At 40.3% G+C, this 20,740-nt stretch carries 20 protein-coding genes and 1 pseudogene; 13 read left to right on the top strand and 8 right to left on the bottom strand.

The window, feature by feature from the left end:
* The first annotated feature begins 132 nt into the window (after positions 1-132).
* Positions 133-1,464, top strand: a complete 1,332-nt coding sequence (locus B4F91_RS08965; RefSeq protein WP_004587790.1) for a dicarboxylate/amino acid:cation symporter — start codon at positions 133-135, stop codon at positions 1,462-1,464.
* A 62-nt stretch (positions 1,465-1,526) separates the two neighbouring features.
* Here B4F91_RS08965 and sohB read toward each other — a convergent pair whose 3' ends face one another.
* A complete protein-coding gene (gene sohB, locus B4F91_RS08960; protein ID WP_029772521.1) occupies positions 1,527-2,543 on the bottom strand; it encodes a protease SohB in 1,017 nt (338 codons plus the stop codon).
* Between the two features lie 100 nt (positions 2,544-2,643).
* Positions 2,644-5,073: a VolA/Pla-1 family phospholipase gene (locus B4F91_RS08955; RefSeq protein WP_286938697.1), complete on the bottom strand. Its 2,430-nt coding sequence runs from the start codon at positions 5,071-5,073 to the stop codon at positions 2,644-2,646.
* A 227-nt stretch (positions 5,074-5,300) separates the two neighbouring features.
* Here B4F91_RS08955 and B4F91_RS08950 point away from each other — a divergent pair, with 227 nt between their 5' ends.
* Positions 5,301-6,047, top strand: coding sequence for a YciK family oxidoreductase (locus B4F91_RS08950; RefSeq protein WP_004587787.1), 747 nt, complete (start codon positions 5,301-5,303; stop codon positions 6,045-6,047).
* Between the two features lie 228 nt (positions 6,048-6,275).
* Here the strand turns inward: B4F91_RS08950 and rluB are convergent, their stop codons facing one another.
* From rluB to B4F91_RS08930, 4 genes are all read right to left on the bottom strand, one after another.
* Positions 6,276-7,145 (bottom strand): 23S rRNA pseudouridine(2605) synthase RluB, encoded by an 870-nt coding sequence (gene rluB / locus B4F91_RS08945; RefSeq protein ID WP_004587786.1) that lies wholly within the window; start codon positions 7,143-7,145, stop codon positions 6,276-6,278.
* Positions 7,142-7,732 carry an SMC-Scp complex subunit ScpB gene (gene scpB / locus B4F91_RS08940; protein WP_024034031.1) on the bottom strand — a complete coding sequence of 197 codons (591 nt, stop codon included), beginning with the start codon at positions 7,730-7,732 and terminating at the stop codon, positions 7,142-7,144. Before scpB ends, rluB begins: the two co-directional genes overlap by 4 nt.
* Positions 7,733-7,883: 151 nt before the next feature.
* On the bottom strand, positions 7,884-8,405 hold the full coding sequence (locus B4F91_RS08935; protein ID WP_004587784.1) for an EF-hand domain-containing protein: 522 nt from the start codon (positions 8,403-8,405) through the stop codon (positions 7,884-7,886).
* A 221-nt stretch (positions 8,406-8,626) separates the two neighbouring features.
* On the bottom strand, positions 8,627-9,058 hold the full coding sequence (locus B4F91_RS08930) for a hypothetical protein (RefSeq protein WP_004587783.1): 432 nt from the start codon (positions 9,056-9,058) through the stop codon (positions 8,627-8,629).
* A gap of 241 nt (positions 9,059-9,299) precedes the next feature.
* Between B4F91_RS08930 and xthA the strand changes: the two genes are divergently transcribed.
* The 3 genes from xthA to B4F91_RS08915 are packed head-to-tail and all read left to right on the top strand — an operon-like array spanning position 9,300 to position 11,556.
* Positions 9,300-10,106, top strand: coding sequence for an exodeoxyribonuclease III (gene xthA, locus B4F91_RS08925; protein ID WP_286938698.1), 807 nt, complete (start codon positions 9,300-9,302; stop codon positions 10,104-10,106).
* Between the two features lie 5 nt (positions 10,107-10,111).
* The gene (locus B4F91_RS08920) at positions 10,112-10,759 is read left to right on the top strand and encodes an energy-coupling factor ABC transporter permease (RefSeq protein WP_024034028.1); all 648 of its coding nucleotides are present in this window, start codon (positions 10,112-10,114) and stop codon (positions 10,757-10,759) included.
* Positions 10,756-11,556 carry a putative RNA methyltransferase gene (locus B4F91_RS08915; RefSeq protein ID WP_286938701.1) on the top strand — a complete coding sequence of 267 codons (801 nt, stop codon included), beginning with the start codon at positions 10,756-10,758 and terminating at the stop codon, positions 11,554-11,556. Before B4F91_RS08920 ends, B4F91_RS08915 begins: the two co-directional genes overlap by 4 nt.
* Before the next feature lie 132 nt (positions 11,557-11,688).
* On the opposite strand, the gene yfbV is transcribed toward B4F91_RS08915, so the two are convergent.
* On the bottom strand, positions 11,689-12,135 hold the full coding sequence (gene yfbV / locus B4F91_RS08910; protein ID WP_054982400.1) for a terminus macrodomain insulation protein YfbV: 447 nt from the start codon (positions 12,133-12,135) through the stop codon (positions 11,689-11,691).
* Positions 12,136-12,435: 300 nt separating this feature from the next.
* Between yfbV and B4F91_RS08905 the strand changes: the two genes are divergently transcribed.
* The 7 genes from B4F91_RS08905 (at position 12,436) to B4F91_RS08875 (ending at position 19,091) form a co-directional block, all read left to right on the top strand.
* Positions 12,436-13,650 (top strand): acetate kinase, encoded by a 1,215-nt coding sequence (locus B4F91_RS08905; RefSeq protein ID WP_024034025.1) that lies wholly within the window; start codon positions 12,436-12,438, stop codon positions 13,648-13,650.
* 2 nt (positions 13,651-13,652) lie between these two features.
* The gene (pta, locus tag B4F91_RS08900) at positions 13,653-15,812 is read left to right on the top strand and encodes a phosphate acetyltransferase (protein WP_004587777.1); all 2,160 of its coding nucleotides are present in this window, start codon (positions 13,653-13,655) and stop codon (positions 15,810-15,812) included.
* 226 nt (positions 15,813-16,038) lie between these two features.
* The gene (locus B4F91_RS08895) at positions 16,039-16,428 is read left to right on the top strand and encodes an ACT domain-containing protein (RefSeq protein WP_004587776.1); all 390 of its coding nucleotides are present in this window, start codon (positions 16,039-16,041) and stop codon (positions 16,426-16,428) included.
* Positions 16,429-16,926 (top strand): PTS glucose transporter subunit IIA, encoded by a 498-nt coding sequence (locus B4F91_RS08890; RefSeq protein ID WP_273586533.1) that lies wholly within the window; start codon positions 16,429-16,431, stop codon positions 16,924-16,926.
* Positions 16,927-16,930: 4 nt separating this feature from the next.
* Positions 16,931-17,275, top strand: a complete 345-nt coding sequence (locus B4F91_RS08885) for an ArsC family reductase (RefSeq protein ID WP_096739706.1) — start codon at positions 16,931-16,933, stop codon at positions 17,273-17,275.
* Positions 17,275-18,405 carry a succinyl-diaminopimelate desuccinylase gene (dapE, locus tag B4F91_RS08880; RefSeq protein WP_286938550.1) on the top strand — a complete coding sequence of 377 codons (1,131 nt, stop codon included), beginning with the start codon at positions 17,275-17,277 and terminating at the stop codon, positions 18,403-18,405. The genes B4F91_RS08885 and dapE overlap by 1 nt, the downstream gene beginning before the upstream one ends.
* The gene (locus tag B4F91_RS08875) at positions 18,405-19,091 is read left to right on the top strand and encodes a M15 family metallopeptidase (protein WP_286938549.1); all 687 of its coding nucleotides are present in this window, start codon (positions 18,405-18,407) and stop codon (positions 19,089-19,091) included. Before dapE ends, B4F91_RS08875 begins: the two co-directional genes overlap by 1 nt.
* Positions 19,092-19,110: 19 nt before the next feature.
* Here B4F91_RS08875 and B4F91_RS08870 read toward each other — a convergent pair whose 3' ends face one another.
* Positions 19,111-19,983: a DMT family transporter gene (locus B4F91_RS08870; protein WP_024032669.1), complete on the bottom strand. Its 873-nt coding sequence runs from the start codon at positions 19,981-19,983 to the stop codon at positions 19,111-19,113.
* 383 nt (positions 19,984-20,366) lie between these two features.
* Here B4F91_RS08870 and B4F91_RS08865 point away from each other — a divergent pair.
* Positions 20,367-20,740, top strand: a pseudogene (locus tag B4F91_RS08865) (adenine DNA methylase); the annotation flags it as partial.

The following is a 20,740-nucleotide window of genomic DNA, read 5'->3' as shown; positions in this document are numbered from 1 at the left end:
TATAACTTAGTCTAATATCACAGTTTTTTGTCACTTTTTTATGTAAATAATTCCGCAAAGGCTATTTTTTTCTGTAGTAAATATTTCCTTGCTGGTAGTCTATGGCAAATTTGAAAAAATAGATTAGGGAATATGTCTAAAATACGTTCAATGAGTTTAACTACCCGTATCATGATTGGCATGGCACTGGGTATTGCAGTAGGCTTTTTATTTCAGGCTATATTAGCTGGTGAAGACGATTATCTAATTCCTCTTGGGTTATTCTCTTTGCCAATTAAAGCTTTTTTTGTAGATGGCCTTTTCCATGTTGGCGGACAAATTTTTATTGCCAGCTTAAAAATGTTGGTTGTGCCGCTGGTATTTGTATCGCTTGTATGTGGTACGTGTAGCTTGAGCGATCCTAAAAAATTAGGCCGTTTAGGTGGTAAATCGATTGGCTTATATTTAGTTACAACTGCCGTGGCAATTACCGTAGCTATTTCACTGGCGTTATTATTTAACCCAGGTCAAGGCATTGCACTGCCATCAGATGCAAGCTTCAATGCTAAAGAAGCCCCTACCTTAGCGCGAGTGATTATCGATATGTTCCCTACTAACCCATTCGAAGCAATGGCTAAAGGGAACATGCTGCAAGTTATTGTGTTTGCGCTTTTATTTGGTGTTTCAATGGCGCTAAGTGGCAAAGCAGGTAAACGTGTAGCCGCAGTATTTGAAGATTTAAACACGGTTATTTTAAAACTAGTAACGCTACTTATGAACATTGCACCTTACGGTGTGTTCTTTTTAATGGCTAAACTTTTTACCACTATCGAAATGGGATTAATACTCAGCCTGGCTAAGTACTTCCTTGTAGTCGTGGCAGCGTTATTAATTCACGCATTTATTAATTACAGTATCATTTTAAAAGTATTAACAGGCCTTAACCCACTTACCTTTTTAGCTAAAATGAAACATGCGTGTTTATTTGGTTTTAGCACTTCAAGCTCAAGCGCGACTATGCCTATTACACTTGAAACTGCGACCAAAAAACTCGGCGCTAATAACTCGGTTGCCTCTTTTACTATTCCGCTAGGCGCTACCATTAACATGGATGGCACAGCCATTATGCAAGGCGTGGCAACAGTATTTATTGCACAAGTGTTTGCTGTTGATTTAACGATTTCTGATTACTTAATGGTTATTCTAACCGCGACGCTTGCCTCGGTAGGCACCGCGGGTGTGCCTGGTGTGGGTTTAATCATGCTTGCAATGGTACTTAACCAAGTAGGTTTACCAGTAGAAGGCATTGCAATTATTATTGGTGTTGACAGGTTACTCGATATGACGCGCACAGCCGTTAATATAACGGGTGACTGTATGGTAACTTGTGTGGTTGCTAAATCAGAAGGTCAATTAGATGAAACAATATTTAACGACCCGAACGCAGCTAAAGACTTAGAAGATTACCACAAATCTACTGAGTAATTATTTAAGCCCATAAAAAAACCCTTGCTATGCAAGGGTTTTTTATTACCTTTAATAACGTTTTATGGGTTCATTGCTTTAAAACGCGACATTAAATTAACGCCTGCTTTATTTACAGAGCTACTTAGCCCAATTGCTAACTTATCACTTAATCCTTTCTTAATTTTGTATTTTACTTTGTATATTTGACGCTCAGCTTGTTGCTCTAATAACGCATCATCACTGGTTTTAATTACATCAACTAAGCCCTTTTCAATTGCTTGTGTTGCAAACCAATGCTCACCCGTTGCCACATTATCAATATTAAGTGTTGGCCGTTGGCTGCTTACAAACTCTTTAAACAAACCATGTGTTTGCTCTATTTCATCACGAAACTTTTCGCGGGCTTTATCTGTGTTTTCGCCGAACAAGGTTAACGTACGTTTAAATTCGCCAGCTGTAATTTGCTCAAACTCTACATCGTTTTTCTTTAAAATTTTATTAAAGTTAGGTATTTGTGCAATTACACCAATAGAGCCAACAATAGCAAAAGGAGCCGCTAATATTTCATCGGCCACACAGGCCATCATGTAACCGCCACTCGCTGCTACTTTATCAATAGAAACCGAAAGCTTAATACCTGCAGTTTTAAAACGCTGTAATTGCGATGCAGCTAAACCATAGCCATGCACCACGCCGCCCCCACTTTCTAAGCGAACTAATACTTTATCTTTCTCAGGATTAGCAATGGCAATAATTGCGGTCACTTCTTCGCGTAGGCTTTCAACTTCATGAGCGTCCATACTACCTATAAAATCAATAACATATAGGCGTGGCTTCGGCTCATCATTTGCCGCTTTTTTAGACTCGACTTTTTGCGCTTTATGATGCGCCTTTAACTCTTTTTTAGTTAAAGTATTCTCTAAAAAACTGTGTTTTAAGTCATCTAGTTGCTCAGACAAATCGTCTATTTCTATAGCTCCTTTTTTAGCTTTAGGCTTTACTGCTGAACCCACAATAAGGGTTAAAATAATTGCAATAGCAATAACAAAGGTAACCGTTTTAGCAAAAAACAAACCGTATTCGTATAAAAATTCCAACTGGTCTCTCCATTTATAAATTTAAGCTAATTTATCATGCTTTATAACAAAAAAAAGCCACTAAACAGTGGCTTTTCAAGGTTAATAAGGTATTTGCTGATTAATCAGTCACAACCTCTGGGTTACTGACTAATAACATACGCCCGCGTGCAGCTAAATAAGTAGCTACTTGGAGCTGCATTTCAGCGTTTGCTGCTGCACTGCCCTCAACAGTTGCCGCTTGAGCATCGTCTTGTGCTGGCGTTAAAATTGAGCCATGGTGCCCTTTTGTAAATTTCACCAAATAACTCGCTGGGGTTTCACTTAGTGCTTGTGAAGTGCTTACTGTTTCAAGCCCCATAAATGTTGCTAACGGAATTGTGCCCGATATAGGGTTATTTGCTGCCGCTGGCGGAATAACTTGGTCTGGTTTGTTATCTGCGCCATCGCCTACAACTACATTAGTGTATACAGGTGTACCTAAAGCATTTACCGCTGCTGCGTAATTTGTTGGGTCTCCGCTATCAAGTGCTGTTTGCGCTGCAAAAGCAAACTCGGTCATTACCGCTTGAATGTTAGCAAGTTTTGTAGTTTCCCCTGCCGTAGTAAGTGAGGTTACATACGCCTGATAGCCACAAGTTAAAAACGCTTCCATATCTGGTAATAATGTACCACAGTTTGAAATAGCATCCGCTTGTAAAAACTCGTTAAACTCTTGTGATTCTGCTGTACCAGCTTGCGATAATACAGAGCCTTGAATAAATGGCCCAAACGCAGCCGATTCAAGTAAAAAGCTTGCTATACCGCCACCGCCACTGGCAAGTGCTACCGTGTTTACCTTAAATAATGGGTCAATTGTATCTGCAAGCGGAGTATTAGCCTGAGCTATAAATGCAGGTGCAACAATAGAGCCTAAAGAATGCCCTACATAGGTTACATCTTGTGCGTTAATTGTCGCATCATTAATAAAGTTTAAACCTAAGCGTAAGCCTAATAAATCTGCTGATGATTGACGCAAGCTATCACGAGCCACTAACAAAGAGTTTAAATTCATGTAACTTAGTACTGAACCCGTCGTTGCATTAAAGTCATCTGTCCCATCAGCATCAACATCTACACCACGCTCACCATGGCGAGGATGGTCAATCGCCGCTGTGGCAAAACCTTGAATTGACAGTTGTGCAGTTAATGCCAACATGCTTTCTTTGTCTGTTGTTATACCGTGTTGCATAATAACAACTGGCCAGCCAGTTACTGGCATTTCAATTGGATCAAGACCTTGTGAATCACGAATAAAATTAATAACCGGTAAAATAGGTTTGGTTATTTGCACTGGCACATTCGCCATGCTTTGCACTTTAGGAATAGAGTTATACTTAGTTAAATGGCGTGTAGTGTCTAAACCTAAATCACGCAACTGTCCGTCACTTAACGCAGCACAAAGCCCATCATTATCGCTAATTGGCTCTGCAGGGAAAGCTTCGCCTGCTGCAGCTTTGTAACCTAAAACAGCTACCGCGTTGTCACACATACCTTGCCAATATGTATCATTTAAATCACTTATTTCAGTGCCTGTTGGGGTGCCTAAATACATAGGTAACATAACGCTACCTTTTAAATATTGCACACCAGAGAACGCATCCGATACGCTAACACCCGCAGCTGCAAATACTTGCTGCACATTTACCATTGCTTGTTCAGGTACACTTACCATTGGTGTTGGCAAAGCATCATTTTGTAAGCTAGCTGCCAGTAAGTTTTTAATTGTGCCAAGCACAGGACCTGCTGATTGAATGGTCATAGCAGCAGAAAATATAATATCATCTTTTGTAATATCACCTGAGCTTACAACCACATTCTCATAGCTATTTACTGCCGCTTGAAGACCAAGCTGAGCATCAGTAATCAATGGCGCTTCTTCACTTACAGAAGCGTAAGTAGAAGAAGGCTGAATAGAACGCCCTTGAGAGTCTTTTAATCCAGTGGTTAATACATTTATGTATGAACTTCCTGGTGTGAAAGGCTTTAATGGGATAATAGCAACTGCGTCGCCTGAGGCTTGAGAAATAAAGTCTACGCCATAGGTTAATTCGCCTACCAATTTACACGCTGAACCAGCTGTAACAACAGCACATTCGGCATCAGTTAAGCTTGCGCCCATAACCACTTCAAAAATTCTTACTGTACCAGGCGACGCTGCAGAGGTTTCATCAAGCGATACACCTGTAGGGAAAGTTAAATCAATTTTGTAAGGCACTTGCGATGACCAGCCATCTAAAGCACCTAGCGCTAATTGCGGATCTGCATAAGCAGTGCGAGGCACAGAGACGTTATCATCGTCTAATTCACCTGGAATATTAATTGTGCCGTCTTGAGTGCCGCTCATTAATAAATCGTTAGGGACAGATAAAACCCCATTCGCAGGGTCAAAGGTCACCGTGGCATTAGGTATTATGGTTGCAGTATCGTTTTTAACATCTTCTAATGTTTCTCCGCCGCCACAACCTGCTAACGCAGCTGTAACCGAGAGTGAGAGTAGCATTTTTTTCATATTGTTGGCTCCGCACATATCTTTATTTTTATAGTGTGTTCGTTCAAAGTAAGTGTGTTTAATCAGTGTAGTAAAGTTAAAACAATGTAATCAGTTTATTAATGAGACATTAGACCAGTTAAACTTAACGTAAAGTTTATAATTCCGCCACCTAAATTTTCAATAAATTCGATTACTTGACGATTTGCTATGTTAAAATCAAAAAAATTTTATAAATTGGTATTTATATGCAAACTTATCAAGCAACTCCAAATGCACTTCAAAATAAAGTTATTTTAATTACAGGTGCCGGCGATGGTATTGGCCGCGTAGCAGCAATTACCTACGCAAAGCATGGCGCGACAGTTATTTTACTTGGTAAAACAACAAATAAGCTCGAATGCGTTTACGATGAGATTGTCAATGCTGGTTACCCTCAGCCTGCTATTGTGCCAATGGACTTAAAAGGCGCGACAAAACAAAACTACCGTGATTTAGCAGCTACAATCGAAAGTCAATTTGGCCGATTAGACGGCTTATTAAATAATGCCGGTATTTTAGGGTCGCTAGGGCCACTTGAGCACTTTTGCTCTTCTACGTTTGAAAACATCATGAAAGTGAATGTTACTGCGCAAGCAATGATCACCAAAGCGCTATTCCCTGTGCTGCGTAAATCAGAAAATGCCTCTATTGTTTTCACTTCATCAAGCGTTGGCCGTAAAGGGCGCGAATTTTGGGGGCCTTATGCAATATCTAAATTTGCAGTTGAAGGCATGATGCAAACATGGGCCTGCGAAGTAGGTAAAACCAATATCCGTGTAAATTGTATAAACCCTGGCGCAACGCGTACCTCTATGCGCGCATCAGCCTACCCAGGGGAGGATCGCGATAAGCTTGCTACCCCAGAAGATTTAATGCCAACGTATTTATATTTAATGAGTGATGACTCGAGCGATGTAAACGGTGAATCTCTCGATGCGCAACAAAAAAAGTAAACTACATTTTTAATTATAAAAAAAGCCGCATACATTGCGGCTTTTTTGTCGGTAATTTTTTGTAATTATACCAATTCGCTTAATTAAATTATCTATTTTAAGGCTAGAAAAACGTGTTGATCGCTAGGCAAAAAATTCGCTATTTAGCTGTGCTAAATGAGCATTTTTTTACCTAGGTAGCGACACGTTTAGCCCCGCAAAATGATTAAGTATTATTGCGGGTTAGTATTACTTACGCTTAGTTTGCTTAACACGTTGGTTATGCTTTTTAACCGCTTTACGAATTTGGTTAATTTTAGCACGCTTGTCTTTGCGTTTTTCAGGCATAACCGACAGTTTAGTTTGTGTTTCGCGGCCTAATTTAACGGTTTTGCGTAAATAGTTAACGGTTTCTAAATCAAGTTCAGCCCAACCACCTTGAGGAAGGCGCTTATCTAGCTCTAATTTTCCGTAACGAATACGAATAAGGCGCGATACTTCTACATCCTGAGATTGCCATAAGCGGCGAACTTCGCGGTTACGTCCTTCGTTTAGCGTTACATTGTACCAGCGGTTAATGCCTTCACCACCCAAAGATTTAACCGTTAAAAATTTAGCAGGACCATCTTCAAGCTCTACGCCACGCGTTAGGTTTTTAATGGTTTCATTGGTCACTTCACCAAATACACGGGCTGAATATTCACGCTCAACTTCATAACTTGGGTGCATTAAGCGGTTCGCTAACTCACCATCATTGGTAAATAACATTAAACCTGCCGTGTTAATATCTAGTCGACCAACAGCAATCCAACGCTCACCGTCTATGCGTGGTAAACGGTCAAAAACAGTACGACGTCCTTCTGGGTCTTTACGTGTACTTAACTCCCCTTCTGGCTTGTTGTACATAATTACACGACAAATACGGTCGGCTTTTTCTTCAATTTTTACGCTGTGGCCATCAACACGTATTAAGTCTGTTTCCTCAACACGGTCACCTAATTTAGCCACTTTACCATTAACACTAACGCGGTTTGCATCAATGTATTTTTCCATTTCACGTCGTGAGCCTACCCCTGCACGGGCTAGGACTTTTTGTAACTTTTCACCTTGAATACTCATTCGGATGGTTCTCTCACAGAAGGATCACTTAATAACTGGTTTATTTTACTTTCCTGTTGCGCTGGCAATGCAGGGAGTTCATCTAGACCGGTTAACGAAAAATAATCTAAAAATAATTTTGTTGTTGCATAAAGCGCTGGTTTACCAGGTACTTCTTTATGCCCAACTACTTTAACCCACTCTCGCTCAAGGAGGGTTTTAATAATTGCTGATCCGGTTGTTACACCTCGTACTTGCTCTATTTCACCACGCGTTATTGGTTGCCTGTAGGCAATTAACGACAATGTTTCTAGTAGTGCGCGAGAGTACTTAGGTGCCCGTTCTTGCCATAAATTACTAAGCCAAGGGCTTAAACTACTACACGCTTGAAAGCGATAGCCACTGCCTACTTCAACTAGCTTAATGCCACGTGTTTGATAGTGGGTATGTATAGCGTCTATTGCAGTGTTAATTCGTGACATTGAAATAGCTAAATCAGCCAATACAGTATCTTTTAAGTGGCGTTTGCTAACAGGTTTGTCTGCGACAAATATAGCCGCTTCAATGATCTCAATTAATTGTTCATCACTAATTCGACGACCCGCCATAATATTTTGCTTTGCCCTTTAAAATACGTAGCCATCTATTATGACAGAACATCGCAAAAGGGGGAAAATATATCTGCTTTTAAAACAAATTAAATGCACAAAAAAGCCAGCAATTAATGCTGGCTCTTATGTGTAGCGTATTTAGCTAATATTAGCTGTTTTTATAATGCTTTAGTGCATCATCTTCAGCAACGGCTTTACCGTATTTGCTAATGTAGCCTTTAAACTCACCTTTACTGATGCGCTTATCATTGTTGCCATCCATGTAACCAAAATGGTTTGAAATATCATCATCGTCAGCTTCTTCTACTGAGATGTAACCATTTTTGTCGTTATCTAAACTTCTAAAATCATTTTCGATTTTATCAAATTTAGCTATTTTAGCTTTAAATGCCGACTCACTTACTTCGCTGTCAGTCGCTACCTTACCGGTATTTAACTGCATGTAAGTGTTAAATTCTTTACGACTGATCTCGTTATCCATATTGGTATCAATATTTGAAAAGTGGCCCCAGATGCTATCGTCATCTGCTTCTACTTTTGAAATATAACCATCACTGTCGTTATCTAAACTTGCAAAATCGCTATCGATTTTTTCAAGGCCTTGGTTTGAGGCACAAGCGGCTAAACTTAACGAAGCTAAAATAGTTGTTGCGAGTGTTAACTTTTTCATAAGACGTATCCTTGTAGTTAGTAAATGTCACTTTAACTAATACAAGTCCAATGCCAAAGTGCACAAGCCGCCAACAATCAATAAGTTACGTGTATTTAGCTTATTTTATATACATTAATCAATTACTTAGCTTTGCAATGATTGCTGCATACCTTGTAATTTTTGCAAAAAAATACCCAGTACAAACTGGGCATTATTTTAATCTACATGTTACCGCGCAATTAGATTGCTGCGTTTTGGTAACGCTTTACAAATTCAGTTACGTTTTGTCCGTTACACTTTAATGAGTTTAAGTTACCAATTTTTTGGCGAACAGGCGCAAGGCCTTGCTTTAACGCTGTGATACATAACTGTGTTTCTTGGTGTGCATCTTTTGCAAACACTTCAACTTTTGATTCAGCAGCTTGGTTAGACGTTACTTTTTTAGCAATGTCACGAATATCTTGACCATTACATAAAACACTTTTAGAAAAACGCGATAAGTATACACCGTGTTGTGCTGCTTCTTTACGCGCTGCGCTAAAGCCTTCATTTGCACTTAATACACATAATTTAGATTCAAGTTTATTATCTTGGCTAAAGTAAGTGTTGCTTTTTGCTGATACAGACGCAGAGGCTAATAAAGCAGTAGCTAAAAGTAATTGTGTTTTCATGAGAGAGATCCTATTTGAACGACTAAACAAGTAATTTTTGCGCATTATATATTCAATAATTACGAGATCAATTGAATTTTTTATTTATTTAAATAATTAATAAAGCATTTACAATGTTTAAACTTTACGCACCAATTGATCAACATTTGCGCAGCTATTTTCTCATTTCGATCATGTTATGTAGGCTTATTTACTGATACAATTTAGTTATAAAAACAGAGTCTAATTAAAGGTAAATTTTATGAAGGTTATTTCTTTCAATATCAATGGTCTGCGAGCTCGCTTACACCAGTTACAAGCAATTATAGATAAACACCAGCCAGACATTATTGGTTTGCAAGAAATTAAAGTTCATGATGAGGCGTTCCCTCTCGAGGACGTACAAAAAATGGGTTACCACGTTTATTTTCATGGTCAAAAAGCGCACTACGGTGTGGCAATGTTATGCAAAAATGAGCCTAAATCGGTCTTAAAAGGTTTTGCCAGCGACACTGAAGAAGCACAAAAACGCATGATAAGTGTGACAGTTGAGCAAGAAAATGGCCGCGACCTAACGGTAATGAATGGTTATTTCCCACAAGGCGATAATATAAATCACGAAATAAAATTCCCTTATAAGCGTCAGTTTTACAAAGATTTAATGACCCATTTAGAAACAAACCACACGCCCGATGAAAACGTTATAGTTATGGGCGATATCAATATTTCGCCTACCGATTTAGATATTGGTATTGGTGAAGTAAACGCTAAACGCTGGCTTAAAACAGGTAAGTGCTCGTTTCAACCAGAGGAGCGCGAATGGCTTGCTAAATTATTAAATTGGGGCTTTAAAGATACCTTCAGAGAGCAAAACCCTGAAACAAGCGACAAATACTCGTGGTTTGATTATCGCTCTAAAGGGTTTGTAGATAATCGTGGCCTACGCATTGATGTTGTACTTGCTACCCATGCCCTTGCCGAGCGATGTATTGATACCGGCATAGATTACGAATTACGCGGCATAGAAAAGCCCTCTGACCATGCGCCAATTTGGTCAACCTTTAAATAATTGCTATGTTAACGCTTAAAATGCAAGGGCTCCTTTGGGCCCTTGTTTTAATTATTACCTTTATAAGCGTAGAAAAAAATACCTATAAAGCACTTTATAAAACGCCTGCACGGCAAATAGGGGTGCTTGCGTGTGCGTTAGTGTTTGCCATGTTATGGCAAATTAAAGCGGGTATTTTAAGCGGTCTTGATTTACACATTTTAGGTGTAACTGCCGCAACGCTAATTTTAGGGTGGCGCCTTGCTATTTTAAGTAGCCTGCTGGCTAGTGCCCTATTGGCGGCTTTTGCAAACATTGATCTTAATCTTTTGCCCATGCAAATACTGTTTGGTGCATTTATTCCTACATTATTAAGCTACCTTGGCTTTATAATGAGTTATCAGTATTTACCGCGTCACTTTTTTGTTTATATTTTTGTGTGCTCTTTTATATTGGCAGGCTTTATTGCATGTCTAAAAATAAGCTTAGGGGCTTTGTTTTATTTGCTTATAGGGCAATATAATTGGCAAGAATTGGCAGATAATTACGTATACCTAAGTGCTATCATTTGGTTTCCTGAGGCAATGCTTAACGGTATGGCCATTACGCTTTTGATCACTTATCGGCCACACTGGGTCAAAACTTTTTATGATAAGGACTACCTAGACTCATGAGTCTGCAATACCAATGCCCTTTATGTAACCACGCACTTTTAAAACATAGTTCATCACTTCGATGTGACAATAATCACACCTTCGACTTTGCCAAAGAAGGCTATGTAAATTTATTACCGGTGCAACACAAAAACTCAAGGCAACCGGGTGATTCGCTCGAGATGGTACAAGCAAGGCGTGCTTTTTTAGAGCAAGGCTTTTACGCATTTTTACAGCGCGCATTAAGTAATATAATTAGTGAGCGCAAACCAAACGTACTAATAGATTTAGGCTGCGGCGAAGGATTTTATACTCATGCCATTGCAGATAAAATAGAGGCGCAGGTATACGGCGTCGATATTTCTAAATCAGCCGTAAAATATGCAGCAAAACGATACCCACAATGTCATTTTAGCGTTGCATCAATTAGCCAGGCGCCTTTTAAGTCAGGCACTGCTGACGTATTGCTGAGTGTTTTTGCGCCTTTGTTTGAGCAAGAGCTAGCGCGTTTAGCAGCGCCAAATGCCACATTAGTAGTTGCAAGCCCAGGGCCGTGGCATTTAAAAGAGCTTAAAGAATATATTTATGCAGATGTAGCAAAACACACTGAAATTGACACGCCAAGCGGCTTTATAAAAGCAGATCAAAAGCTCATTACAGAGCAGGTTACGCTTAATTTTTCAGATATTAAAAATTTAATAATGATGACACCATTTGCGTGGAAATTTAGACCTGAACATTGGCAAACTCTTGAAGAAAAAGGCGCCCAAAGCGTCACCCTATCGTTTTACATTACCGAGTTTAGTAAAGCCGATTGATGTTTTAATAACGAGTGTTAGTGAAGAAGTTACTGCCCAGCTATATTGAGTAAGCTCATATGCCAGAGGGAGTGCTATAAATAAATGGAGCAAAGCGTGCGCTCTGCTCATACACTTATAATTAAATGCGCTCTAAAATTGCTCTTTAGTAAACGCTTTATCCATTTTATCAAACATGTCTTTTAGTAAGTGTGCAAGCTCCATATAACGGGGCTTGTTTTCGCTTATTTGGGCTTGGTAGCCATTTGCCACCATTTTGGTATATAACTCGTTGTACCATTTTTGCATGCTCGGTTCTAATGGTGTTTCGGCTCGCTTACCTAACCAAAACAAGCCTTGCAACGGCAACGATAAAAAAAACAATGCACTGGCAATCGCTTGCGGTAAAAAATCGGGGCCTAAATAGTTAAGCTGAAAAAATAACGTAAGCATGGCTAATATTGGCATTACAGTAATTGCCAGCTCGGTTGCCTTAATTACTTTAAATTCGTTAAACAGCGGTGCTAACTCTTTACGCATAGGCCATTTTTTTGCATATAACCTACCCGTTTGTAATTGTGACATCACACTTTTTTGCATCATGACTCCTCACATCTAAACTTTTAAACCCGTAGCGCCTGCTTGCCACTGCCTGTAAGTGTAACACAAATAAATAGCTTCACACTTTAGCAGTAAAAGTTATTGTTTTTGTATATATAAGCAACTAAACACTAAACTAAATTTATTAACTGGGTTAAAATACTCATCTTATAAATTAGACTTTAGTCGCTTTTTTATCACCTATATGGTGGCTAAGTTTACCTTTAATTTGCACCTTAAGTGTATTGTTCATATCTTAACGTACACTTACTAAATTTATTGTTTATGGAAACTGTATCTATGCCAACTACGCCCTCTAAATCACAACACGTTTTAGTATTAAACTGTGGTAGTTCGAGTTTAAAATTTGCCATTATTGATGCTGATAACGGGCATGAAATTATTTCGGGCTTAGCTGAACGCCTAGGTTCAGAAAATCCATCTATTAAATATAAATACCAAGGTGATAAAACCGTTATCACCTTAGCTGCTAATCAAGCGCATGGTGAAGCCATTAATACGCTTGTGAGCCTAATTAAAGATCACCACTTAGATGAGCATTTAATTGCCGTAGGCCATCGTGTTGTTCACGGTGGTGAGCACTTTACTCAATCTGCATTAGTAGATGAAAAAGTCATTGCGGGTATTTCAGATGCTTCAAGCCTTGCCCCTTTACATGGCCATGCAAACTTACTGGGTATTTCATCAGCGCAGGCTTCGTTTGCTGGTTTGCCACAGGTTGCTGTTTTTGACACTGCATTTCATCAAACCATGGATAAAGTAGCCTACTTATATGCACTCCCTTACAAGCTATACACAGAGCACGGTGTTCGCCGTTACGGTATGCACGGCACAAGCCACTATTATGTAGCAGGCCAAACCGCTAAATTAATTAATAAGCCTGTTGAGCAAAGCAACTTTATTAGTGCGCATTTAGGTAATGGTTGTTCTGTGTGTGCAATTAAAGGCGGTAAAAGTGTAGATACTAGCATGGGCTTAACCCCGCTTGCTGGGTTAGTAATGGGCACCCGCAGTGGTGATATCGACCCTGGTTTATTTAACTTTTTAACGACACAACTTAATTATGATGCAAAACAAATCGACAACTTACTGAATAAAGAAAGTGGTTTGTTAGGTATTAGTGAACTGTCTAACGACTGCAGAACCATAGAAGAAGCCGCTGTAGCTGGCCATGAAAAAGCCGCCCTTGCGCTTGACATTTTTTGCTACCGCCTTGCTAAACAAATTGCCGCCTACATGGTGCCATTACAGCAGTTAGATGCGCTTATTTTTACCGGTGGTATAGGCGAAAACTCAGATATTATCCGCGAAAAAGTAATCACACAACTGGCGTTTTTAGGCTTAGATTGCGATAAACAAGCCAACTTAGATGCGCGATTTGGTAATGAAGGCATTATTAGCTCTGACAACGCGATCACTAAAGCGGTTGTAATGCCAACTAATGAAGAATGGGTAATAGCCCTTGATGCCGCTAACATTGTGAAGGAGCTTTAATTATGGCACGTCGTATTATGTTAATTCCGGTTTCTACGGGTGTTGGTTTAACATCTGTTTCTGTCGGGTTAGTGCGTGCGCTTGAGCAAAAAACCGTAAAAGTTAACTTTTTCAAGCCAATAGCCCAACCACGTACGGGTGAAACAGGCCCTGAAAAATCAACTCAAATTATTATGCAAGGCTCATCAATTACCCCACCAACTCCCTTTGCATTAAGTTATGCAGAGCAAATGATTGGCGATGGTAAAGGCGATGATTTACTTGAAGAAATAGTAGAGCGCTTTGAAAGTAAAATTAACGATGACGAAGTGGCTATTATTGAAGGTATGGTGCCTACTCGCCGCCAACCTTATGCAGGGCGTGTAAACCGCGAAATAGCCCAAACTCTGGGTGCCGATATTGTATTTGTATTAACCCCTGGTAATTACACCATTACGCAAATTGAAGACCGTTTAGAAATTGCTGCTGGGTATTATGGTGGCATTGATCACCCGCGTGTTTTAGGCTGTATTTTTAACAAAGTGAATGCCCCGCTTGATGAAGAAGGCCGCGCCCGCGCTGATTTGGTCGATTCATACAAAGCAGAAGAGCTCGATAACGAATTAAACCGTTTAGCCTCTTTACCTATTTTTAGAAAAAACCCATTTATGCTGTTAGGCGCCATCCCGTGGGACTTTGATTTAGTTGCGCCGCGCGTTAAAGATTTAAGCGCGTATTTAAAAGCCACCATTATTAACGAAGGCGACATGCTACACCGTCGCTTACGCCGTATTACATTTTGTGCGCGTACTGTATCAAACATATTGAACCACTTTACACCGGGCGCATTATTAGTCACCCCAGGCGATCGTTCAGATATTTTAGTCGCTGCGTGTTTGTCGGCCATGAACGGCACTAAAATTGGTGCTATTTTACTTACCGGTGGTTTTGAACCAGAGCCGCGTATAATGGCGCTGTGTGAACAAGCAATGCAAACAGGCTTGCCTATTTTAGCCACAGAGGCCGATACTTGGCGTACATCATTACTACTGCATAATTTTAATATGGAAGTACCAAGCGATGATGACCAACGTATTGAAAAAGTAAAAGATCACAACGCAGAATATATCGATTCTGATTGGCTCGATACGCTTGCAAAAAATGTTGGCAAAACACGTAAGCTCTCTCCTCCTGCGTTTCGTTATTTACTTACTGATAAAGCCCGTAAAGCGGCTAAAACAGTGGTGCTTCCTGAAGGAAATGAGCCGCGTACTATTAAAGCCGCGGCTATTTGTGGACAACGTGGAATTGCAAAAACAGTATTACTTGGCGATCGCGATGAAATAATGCGTATTGCCGAGCAACAAGGTATTGAGCTTAACGAACATGTAAGTATTGTTGAGCCAAAATCGGTGATTAACGACTATGTTGCACCTATGGTCGAAATTCGTAAAAGCAAAGGCTTAACAGAAGTCGTAGCACAAGAGCAATTACAAGATAATGTTGTACTGGGCACTATGATGCTTGAGCAAGGTAAAGTCGATGGCTTAGTATCTGGCGCTGTTAACACAACAGCTAATACAATTCGCCCACCGCTGCAGTTAATTAAAACCGCTCCAGGGTCATCACTTGTATCGTCTGTGTTTTTTATGCTGCTGCCCGACCAAGTACTGGTATATGGCGACTGTGCAATTAACCCTGACCCTAATGCAGAACAATTAGCAGATATCGCTATTCAGTCAGCCGATTCTGCAGCCGCGTTTGGCATAGAGCCACGTGTTGCCATGATAAGCTACAGCACAGGTACTTCTGGCTCTGGCGCCGATGTTGAAAAAGTGCGTGAAGCCACGCAAATTGCTCAACAAAAACGTCCAGATTTAATTATTGATGGGCCATTGCAATACGACGCTGCGATTATGGAAAATGTTGCTCTTAAAAAAGCACCCAATAGCCCAGTAGCCGGTAAAGCTACGGTATTTATTTTCCCAGACCTTAATACCGGTAACACAACCTACAAAGCCGTACAACGTAGTGCCGATTTAATCAGCATAGGGCCTATGCTACAAGGTATGCGAAAGCCCGTTAACGATTTAAGCCGTGGCGCATTAGTCGATGACATAGTGTACACCATTGCACTTACGGCTATTCAAGCAGCTCAAGTTGAAGCGCTCGAAAACGCCTAAATCAAACTAGTGCTTTTTATAGCCTAGCTAATATTTACTTATTAATTAGTTAGTTAGGCTATTTATACCTACCAATTCCCATACTTATCCACAGAAACTGTGGGTAAGTTTTAAATCCTTATTACCCACAGTCACACAGCCTTTATTTTAGTGGCTGTTACACCTTTAATTTAAAGCCAATAATCTATACTATTAACTGACTCTATACGCTGTTTGCAGGTTATTAATGTCAAAACAAACATTACAATTACACAGCACGCTGTTGTCAATTCATAGTTTAGAAGTGGATGCAGACATTCCTGTAGCGCTATTAAAATTACCCCTATTTTTTATTTCTAAAACTCACGATGAGCTTTCTATTGTTTGCCCTAGTCATTTTGCTATTGAGTGTTTAGATACAGAGCCTGATTGGCAAGCACTTGAAGTGGTTGGCCCGTTGGGGTTTTCTTTAACGGGGATTATGGCCAATATATCTGGCGTGCTTGCAAAGGCTAATATTTCTATTTTTTCTATCTCAACCTACGACACAGATTATATTTTGGTAAAAAAACACACTGCGCAGCAAGCCATCACTGCACTTAAAAACGATGGCTACAATTTAGTAGTAGATCAATAAATGAGAACAGCCTCTATCGAATTTTTAGCGCAAAATAAGCTCCCCGCCAGCGCATTAAAAATTACCAGCCCCTTTAGCGGCAAAGTCATTGATTTGAACCTGCACCCTGAGCCCTTTTTTAAATTTTCTACCCTTGGGCCAACTATGTTGGTTGCACTAAGTAATCATAAAATTTTAGCGCCCTTTGATGGCACTCTAGTGCAGGTTAAAAATGCAGGATGTGAATTTATTCTCCAAGCAAATAACGGTTTAAAGGTTCTCATTAACTTGTCACTACCGGCGCAGCAGCCTATTACACACACACATATTGCACAGCTAAATGGCAGCAAAATAAGCAAAGGGCAGCGCTTAGCTTACTTTGATTTACGCGAACTTAAATCGCCCTTACTGGCCAGCTTAGTACTATTAAATGGCCATAACTTAGGCACTTTTCATTATTCACACACGCACGTAAATGCGGGTGTAGACCCCCTTTTAACTATTATTAAGAAGAACTAAACCTATGATCACTCTTTACGGCATTAGTAATTGCGACACCATTAAAAAAGCCAAAAAATACCTCGCCGACAACAACATAGATTTTACCTTTCACGATTACCGAAAAGACGGTGTAAACGAGCAGCTTGTAAGCGAATTTGCTGAGCATATTGACTGGGAACAGTTAGTTAATAAGCGTGGTACAACCTATCGCGCACTCGCTGATGAGCAAAAGCAAAACCTAAACAAAGACACGGCTATAACATTACTTGTAGAGCAACCAGCTATGATCAAGCGCCCAGTGCTTGTTAATAACAACAGCTACCACTTAGGCTTTAAAGCTGCGCAATACGATGAGATATTTAAATAATGACACATGAAGTAATTGCACTTGCACAAGCGCTTATTCAGCGCGAGTCGGTAACCCCTGAAGATGCGGGTTGCCAATCAATGATGAACGAGCGTTTAAAAGCCCTAGGATTTAATATCGAGTCGTTGTTTTTTACCGATACACTCAATACATGGGCCCGAAAAGGAAACGAGTCGCCACACTTTTGTTTTGCAGGCCATACCGATGTTGTCCCTACAGGCCCTGCACAAAACTGGCAGCACCCGCCATTTTCAGGCTTAATTGAAGATGGTTTGCTGCATGGCCGAGGCGCAGCTGATATGAAAGGTTCTCTGGCAGCAATGCTTGTTGCTACTGAGCGCTTTGTAGCTAAAAACCCTGATCACAAAGGCTCTATCTCATTTTTAATTACCTCCGATGAAGAAGGCCCCTTTATCAACGGCACAACCAAAGTAATAGACACGCTTGAAGCACGCGGCGAAAAAATTGATATGTGCTTAGTGGGTGAGCCTTCATCGCGAGATGTACTCGGTGATGTAGTGAAAAATGGCCGTCGTGGCTCCCTTACTGGCTTTTTAAAAGTAAAAGGTGTGCAAGGCCATGTAGCCTACCCCCACTTAGCACAAAACCCAATTCATTTGGCTGCCCCCGCCATTACTGAACTGAGCCAAACCATGTGGGACAACGGCAATGAATTTTTCCCTGCAACCAGCTTCCAGGTATCAAATATAAATGGTGGCACGGGGGCCGGGAATGTCATACCGGGCGAGCTTGAGGTGCAATTTAATTTTAGATTTAGTACCGAAGTAACTCATCAGCAACTGCAAGAACGGGTTAATGCTATTTTACAAACGTATGACTTAAACTACGAATTAAGCTGGATAGTAAATGGCTTGCCGTTTATTACCGAGCATGGCCCGTTAGTTGATGCCACCGTAAATGCGATTAAATCTGTCACGGGCTTAACCACTAACCTCGAAACCACCGGGGGTACATCAGATGGGCGCTTTATAGCGCAAACAGGCGCAAAAGTGATTGAACTAGGCCCGCGCAACGCCACTATTCATAAAGTAGATGAATGTGTAAGCACCGATGATTTAATCGCTTTAGCTGATATTTACGAGCAAATTTTAGAGCAATTGTTAACCTAATGGCACTCGATACCAATACATTAGCAATGTGTATCACTGGGCAAAGTGATACACACCTCACTGAGATTCAATCGCACCGGCTACATACTGATATTATTGATGACTTTTTAGCCCTGCAAAATGGCGCTAAAAATGCTGGTTTTGAGTTGACTATTGCCTCAAGTTTTCGCGATTTTAATCGCCAAGCTATGATTTGGAATAACAAGTTTTTAGGTATACGCCCTGTTTTTAATAAACAGCAACTGATAGTGGATTTAAGCCAACTAAATGAGCTGGAAAAATGCACGGCTATTATGCTTTACTCTGCCATGCCAGGGGCTAGTCGGCATCATTTAGGTACCGACCTTGATGTGTATGATACCGCTGCAATTAACGATGACTATAAGCTGCAACTTACCCCTGATGAATATCAACATGGGGGGCCATTTGCGCCACTCAGCCAGTGGCTTGATAAAAATCTAGCTAAATATGGTTTTTATCGCCCCTACAAACAGGATTTAGGCGGCGTAGCACCTGAACTTTGGCATATTAGCCATATTAAGCAATCTCAGCGGTTAGTAAACACATTGAGCGAAGCGATGCTTTACGAATGTATAAGCAACAGCGATTTAGAGGGTAAGTCAGCTATTTTAGATAATTTACCCGCGCTATATAAACGTTTTATAACAAATGTAAGCCCGCCTTAATAGCGGGCTTTTCTTGGCATTACCGCGCTGTATGCTTATTTAATATAAACACCAATACCGAGCCGAGTATTAGTGAGCTTGCAATAATAAACTCCACTGTTACCTGCTCAGATAAAAACAACATACCAGCGATAGCAGCTAGTACAGGCACACATAACTGTACAACCGCCGCTTGCGTGCTTTTTAGTAGCGGCATGGCCACATACCAAATACTGTAACCAATGCCTGATGCAATGGCGCCCGAAGCGCACGCTAGTAACACCCCTTGCATACTTACTGTTTTTAAATAGCCTATTGCTACAAGTAATAAAACAGGAATAGCCACTAAGCTTCTTATAAAGTTAAAGGCAGTGGTCCGCAGCGGCGATACACACGCTTTACCACGTATACTGTAAACGCCCCATGCAACACCACTTAACGCCATAAGCGAGGCCCCTAACAAAGAAGGCACAGCGGCAGAGGGCAACATTAAATACACAAATCCAGCTAACGCGACAAAAAAAGCCCCCCACTGCAATTTACTCAGCTGCTCTTTTTTATATATGCCCCAACCAATCATGGTAAGTTGCACCGCCGAAAATAAAATAAGCGCACCGGTGCCTGTATCTAGCTCTATATAAGCAATAGAAAAGCAAAGTGCATATACCAATAAACTAATACTGCTTCGCCAACTTCCGGTATCACTTAAAATAGCGTTATTAAGCGCGCCCTTACGCTTAAGGTTATACGTATATACAGCCATAATTAAGCCTAAACACACGGCACCACTTACGAGCCTGATAATTGTAAAATTCCACGCATCAATATAACCTTGCGCTAACGCCATACGACAAAGTAAAGAATTTGCCGCAAAGGCTATTAATGCAACGAGGGTGTATAAAGTGGCTTTCAAAATCGCTCCTTAACTAAAACCTTATAATGAGATGCTTTAAATTGGCTTGCTCAGCCAGCTCTGTATTTAAACAGCTGAGCCATTTAACTGTAAAGCGGCATTGTTGTAATTACTCTAATCTTATTCGCAGCATTATAACTTTATATACTGCTAAATTGCTGGAATTACGCGTCTATCCTCTGGTATTCACAAGCTATTCATGATGATTTGCCTACCTTAAATACACGTAATTTAACTAACGCGCGCTGACCTTAGGGAGAATAGTTTTTAAATCCTCACAGGTCTATATGCCCTAAAGTAGGCTACGCTTTTTTACACTATTTCACACAAATCCAAAACCAGAGTATGTTAATCTTTAAAACCTAACTATATAGGAGTGCTCAGTGCGCCAAAGTATAATTTTAAGTGTTTGTTTTATATTAAGTGGATGCAGCACCATAGGCTTTAATGATTTATTTAACGACTATGCAAGCCAAATGACGCCTGTAAGAAACGCAATTCAAAATAACAATATTGAACAGGCTCAATCACTTATTGCCAACAATAGTAAGTTACACAGTAGCTATTTACTTAACCAATTAGAGCAAGCCCGTTTAAAAGACCTTGCTAACGAGCAAAGTCTTTCACAACAACAATTTGAAAACATATACGCCCAGGTACAAACAAAACGAGAAGCAGCAAAAATTCAATTAAGTGCAGGGCTTGAACAAAGTAACGCCTTATTTACTAACGACTCTGCCATTACCTATGTACCACC

The sequence above is a fragment of the Pseudoalteromonas sp. UBA6610 genome (assembly GCF_002433295.1).
GTDB classification, from domain to species: Bacteria; Pseudomonadota; Gammaproteobacteria; order Enterobacterales; family Alteromonadaceae; genus Pseudoalteromonas; species Pseudoalteromonas atlantica.
The sequence above is the reverse complement of the archived record's forward strand: the minus strand, read 5'-3'. Positions and strand labels throughout refer to the sequence as shown.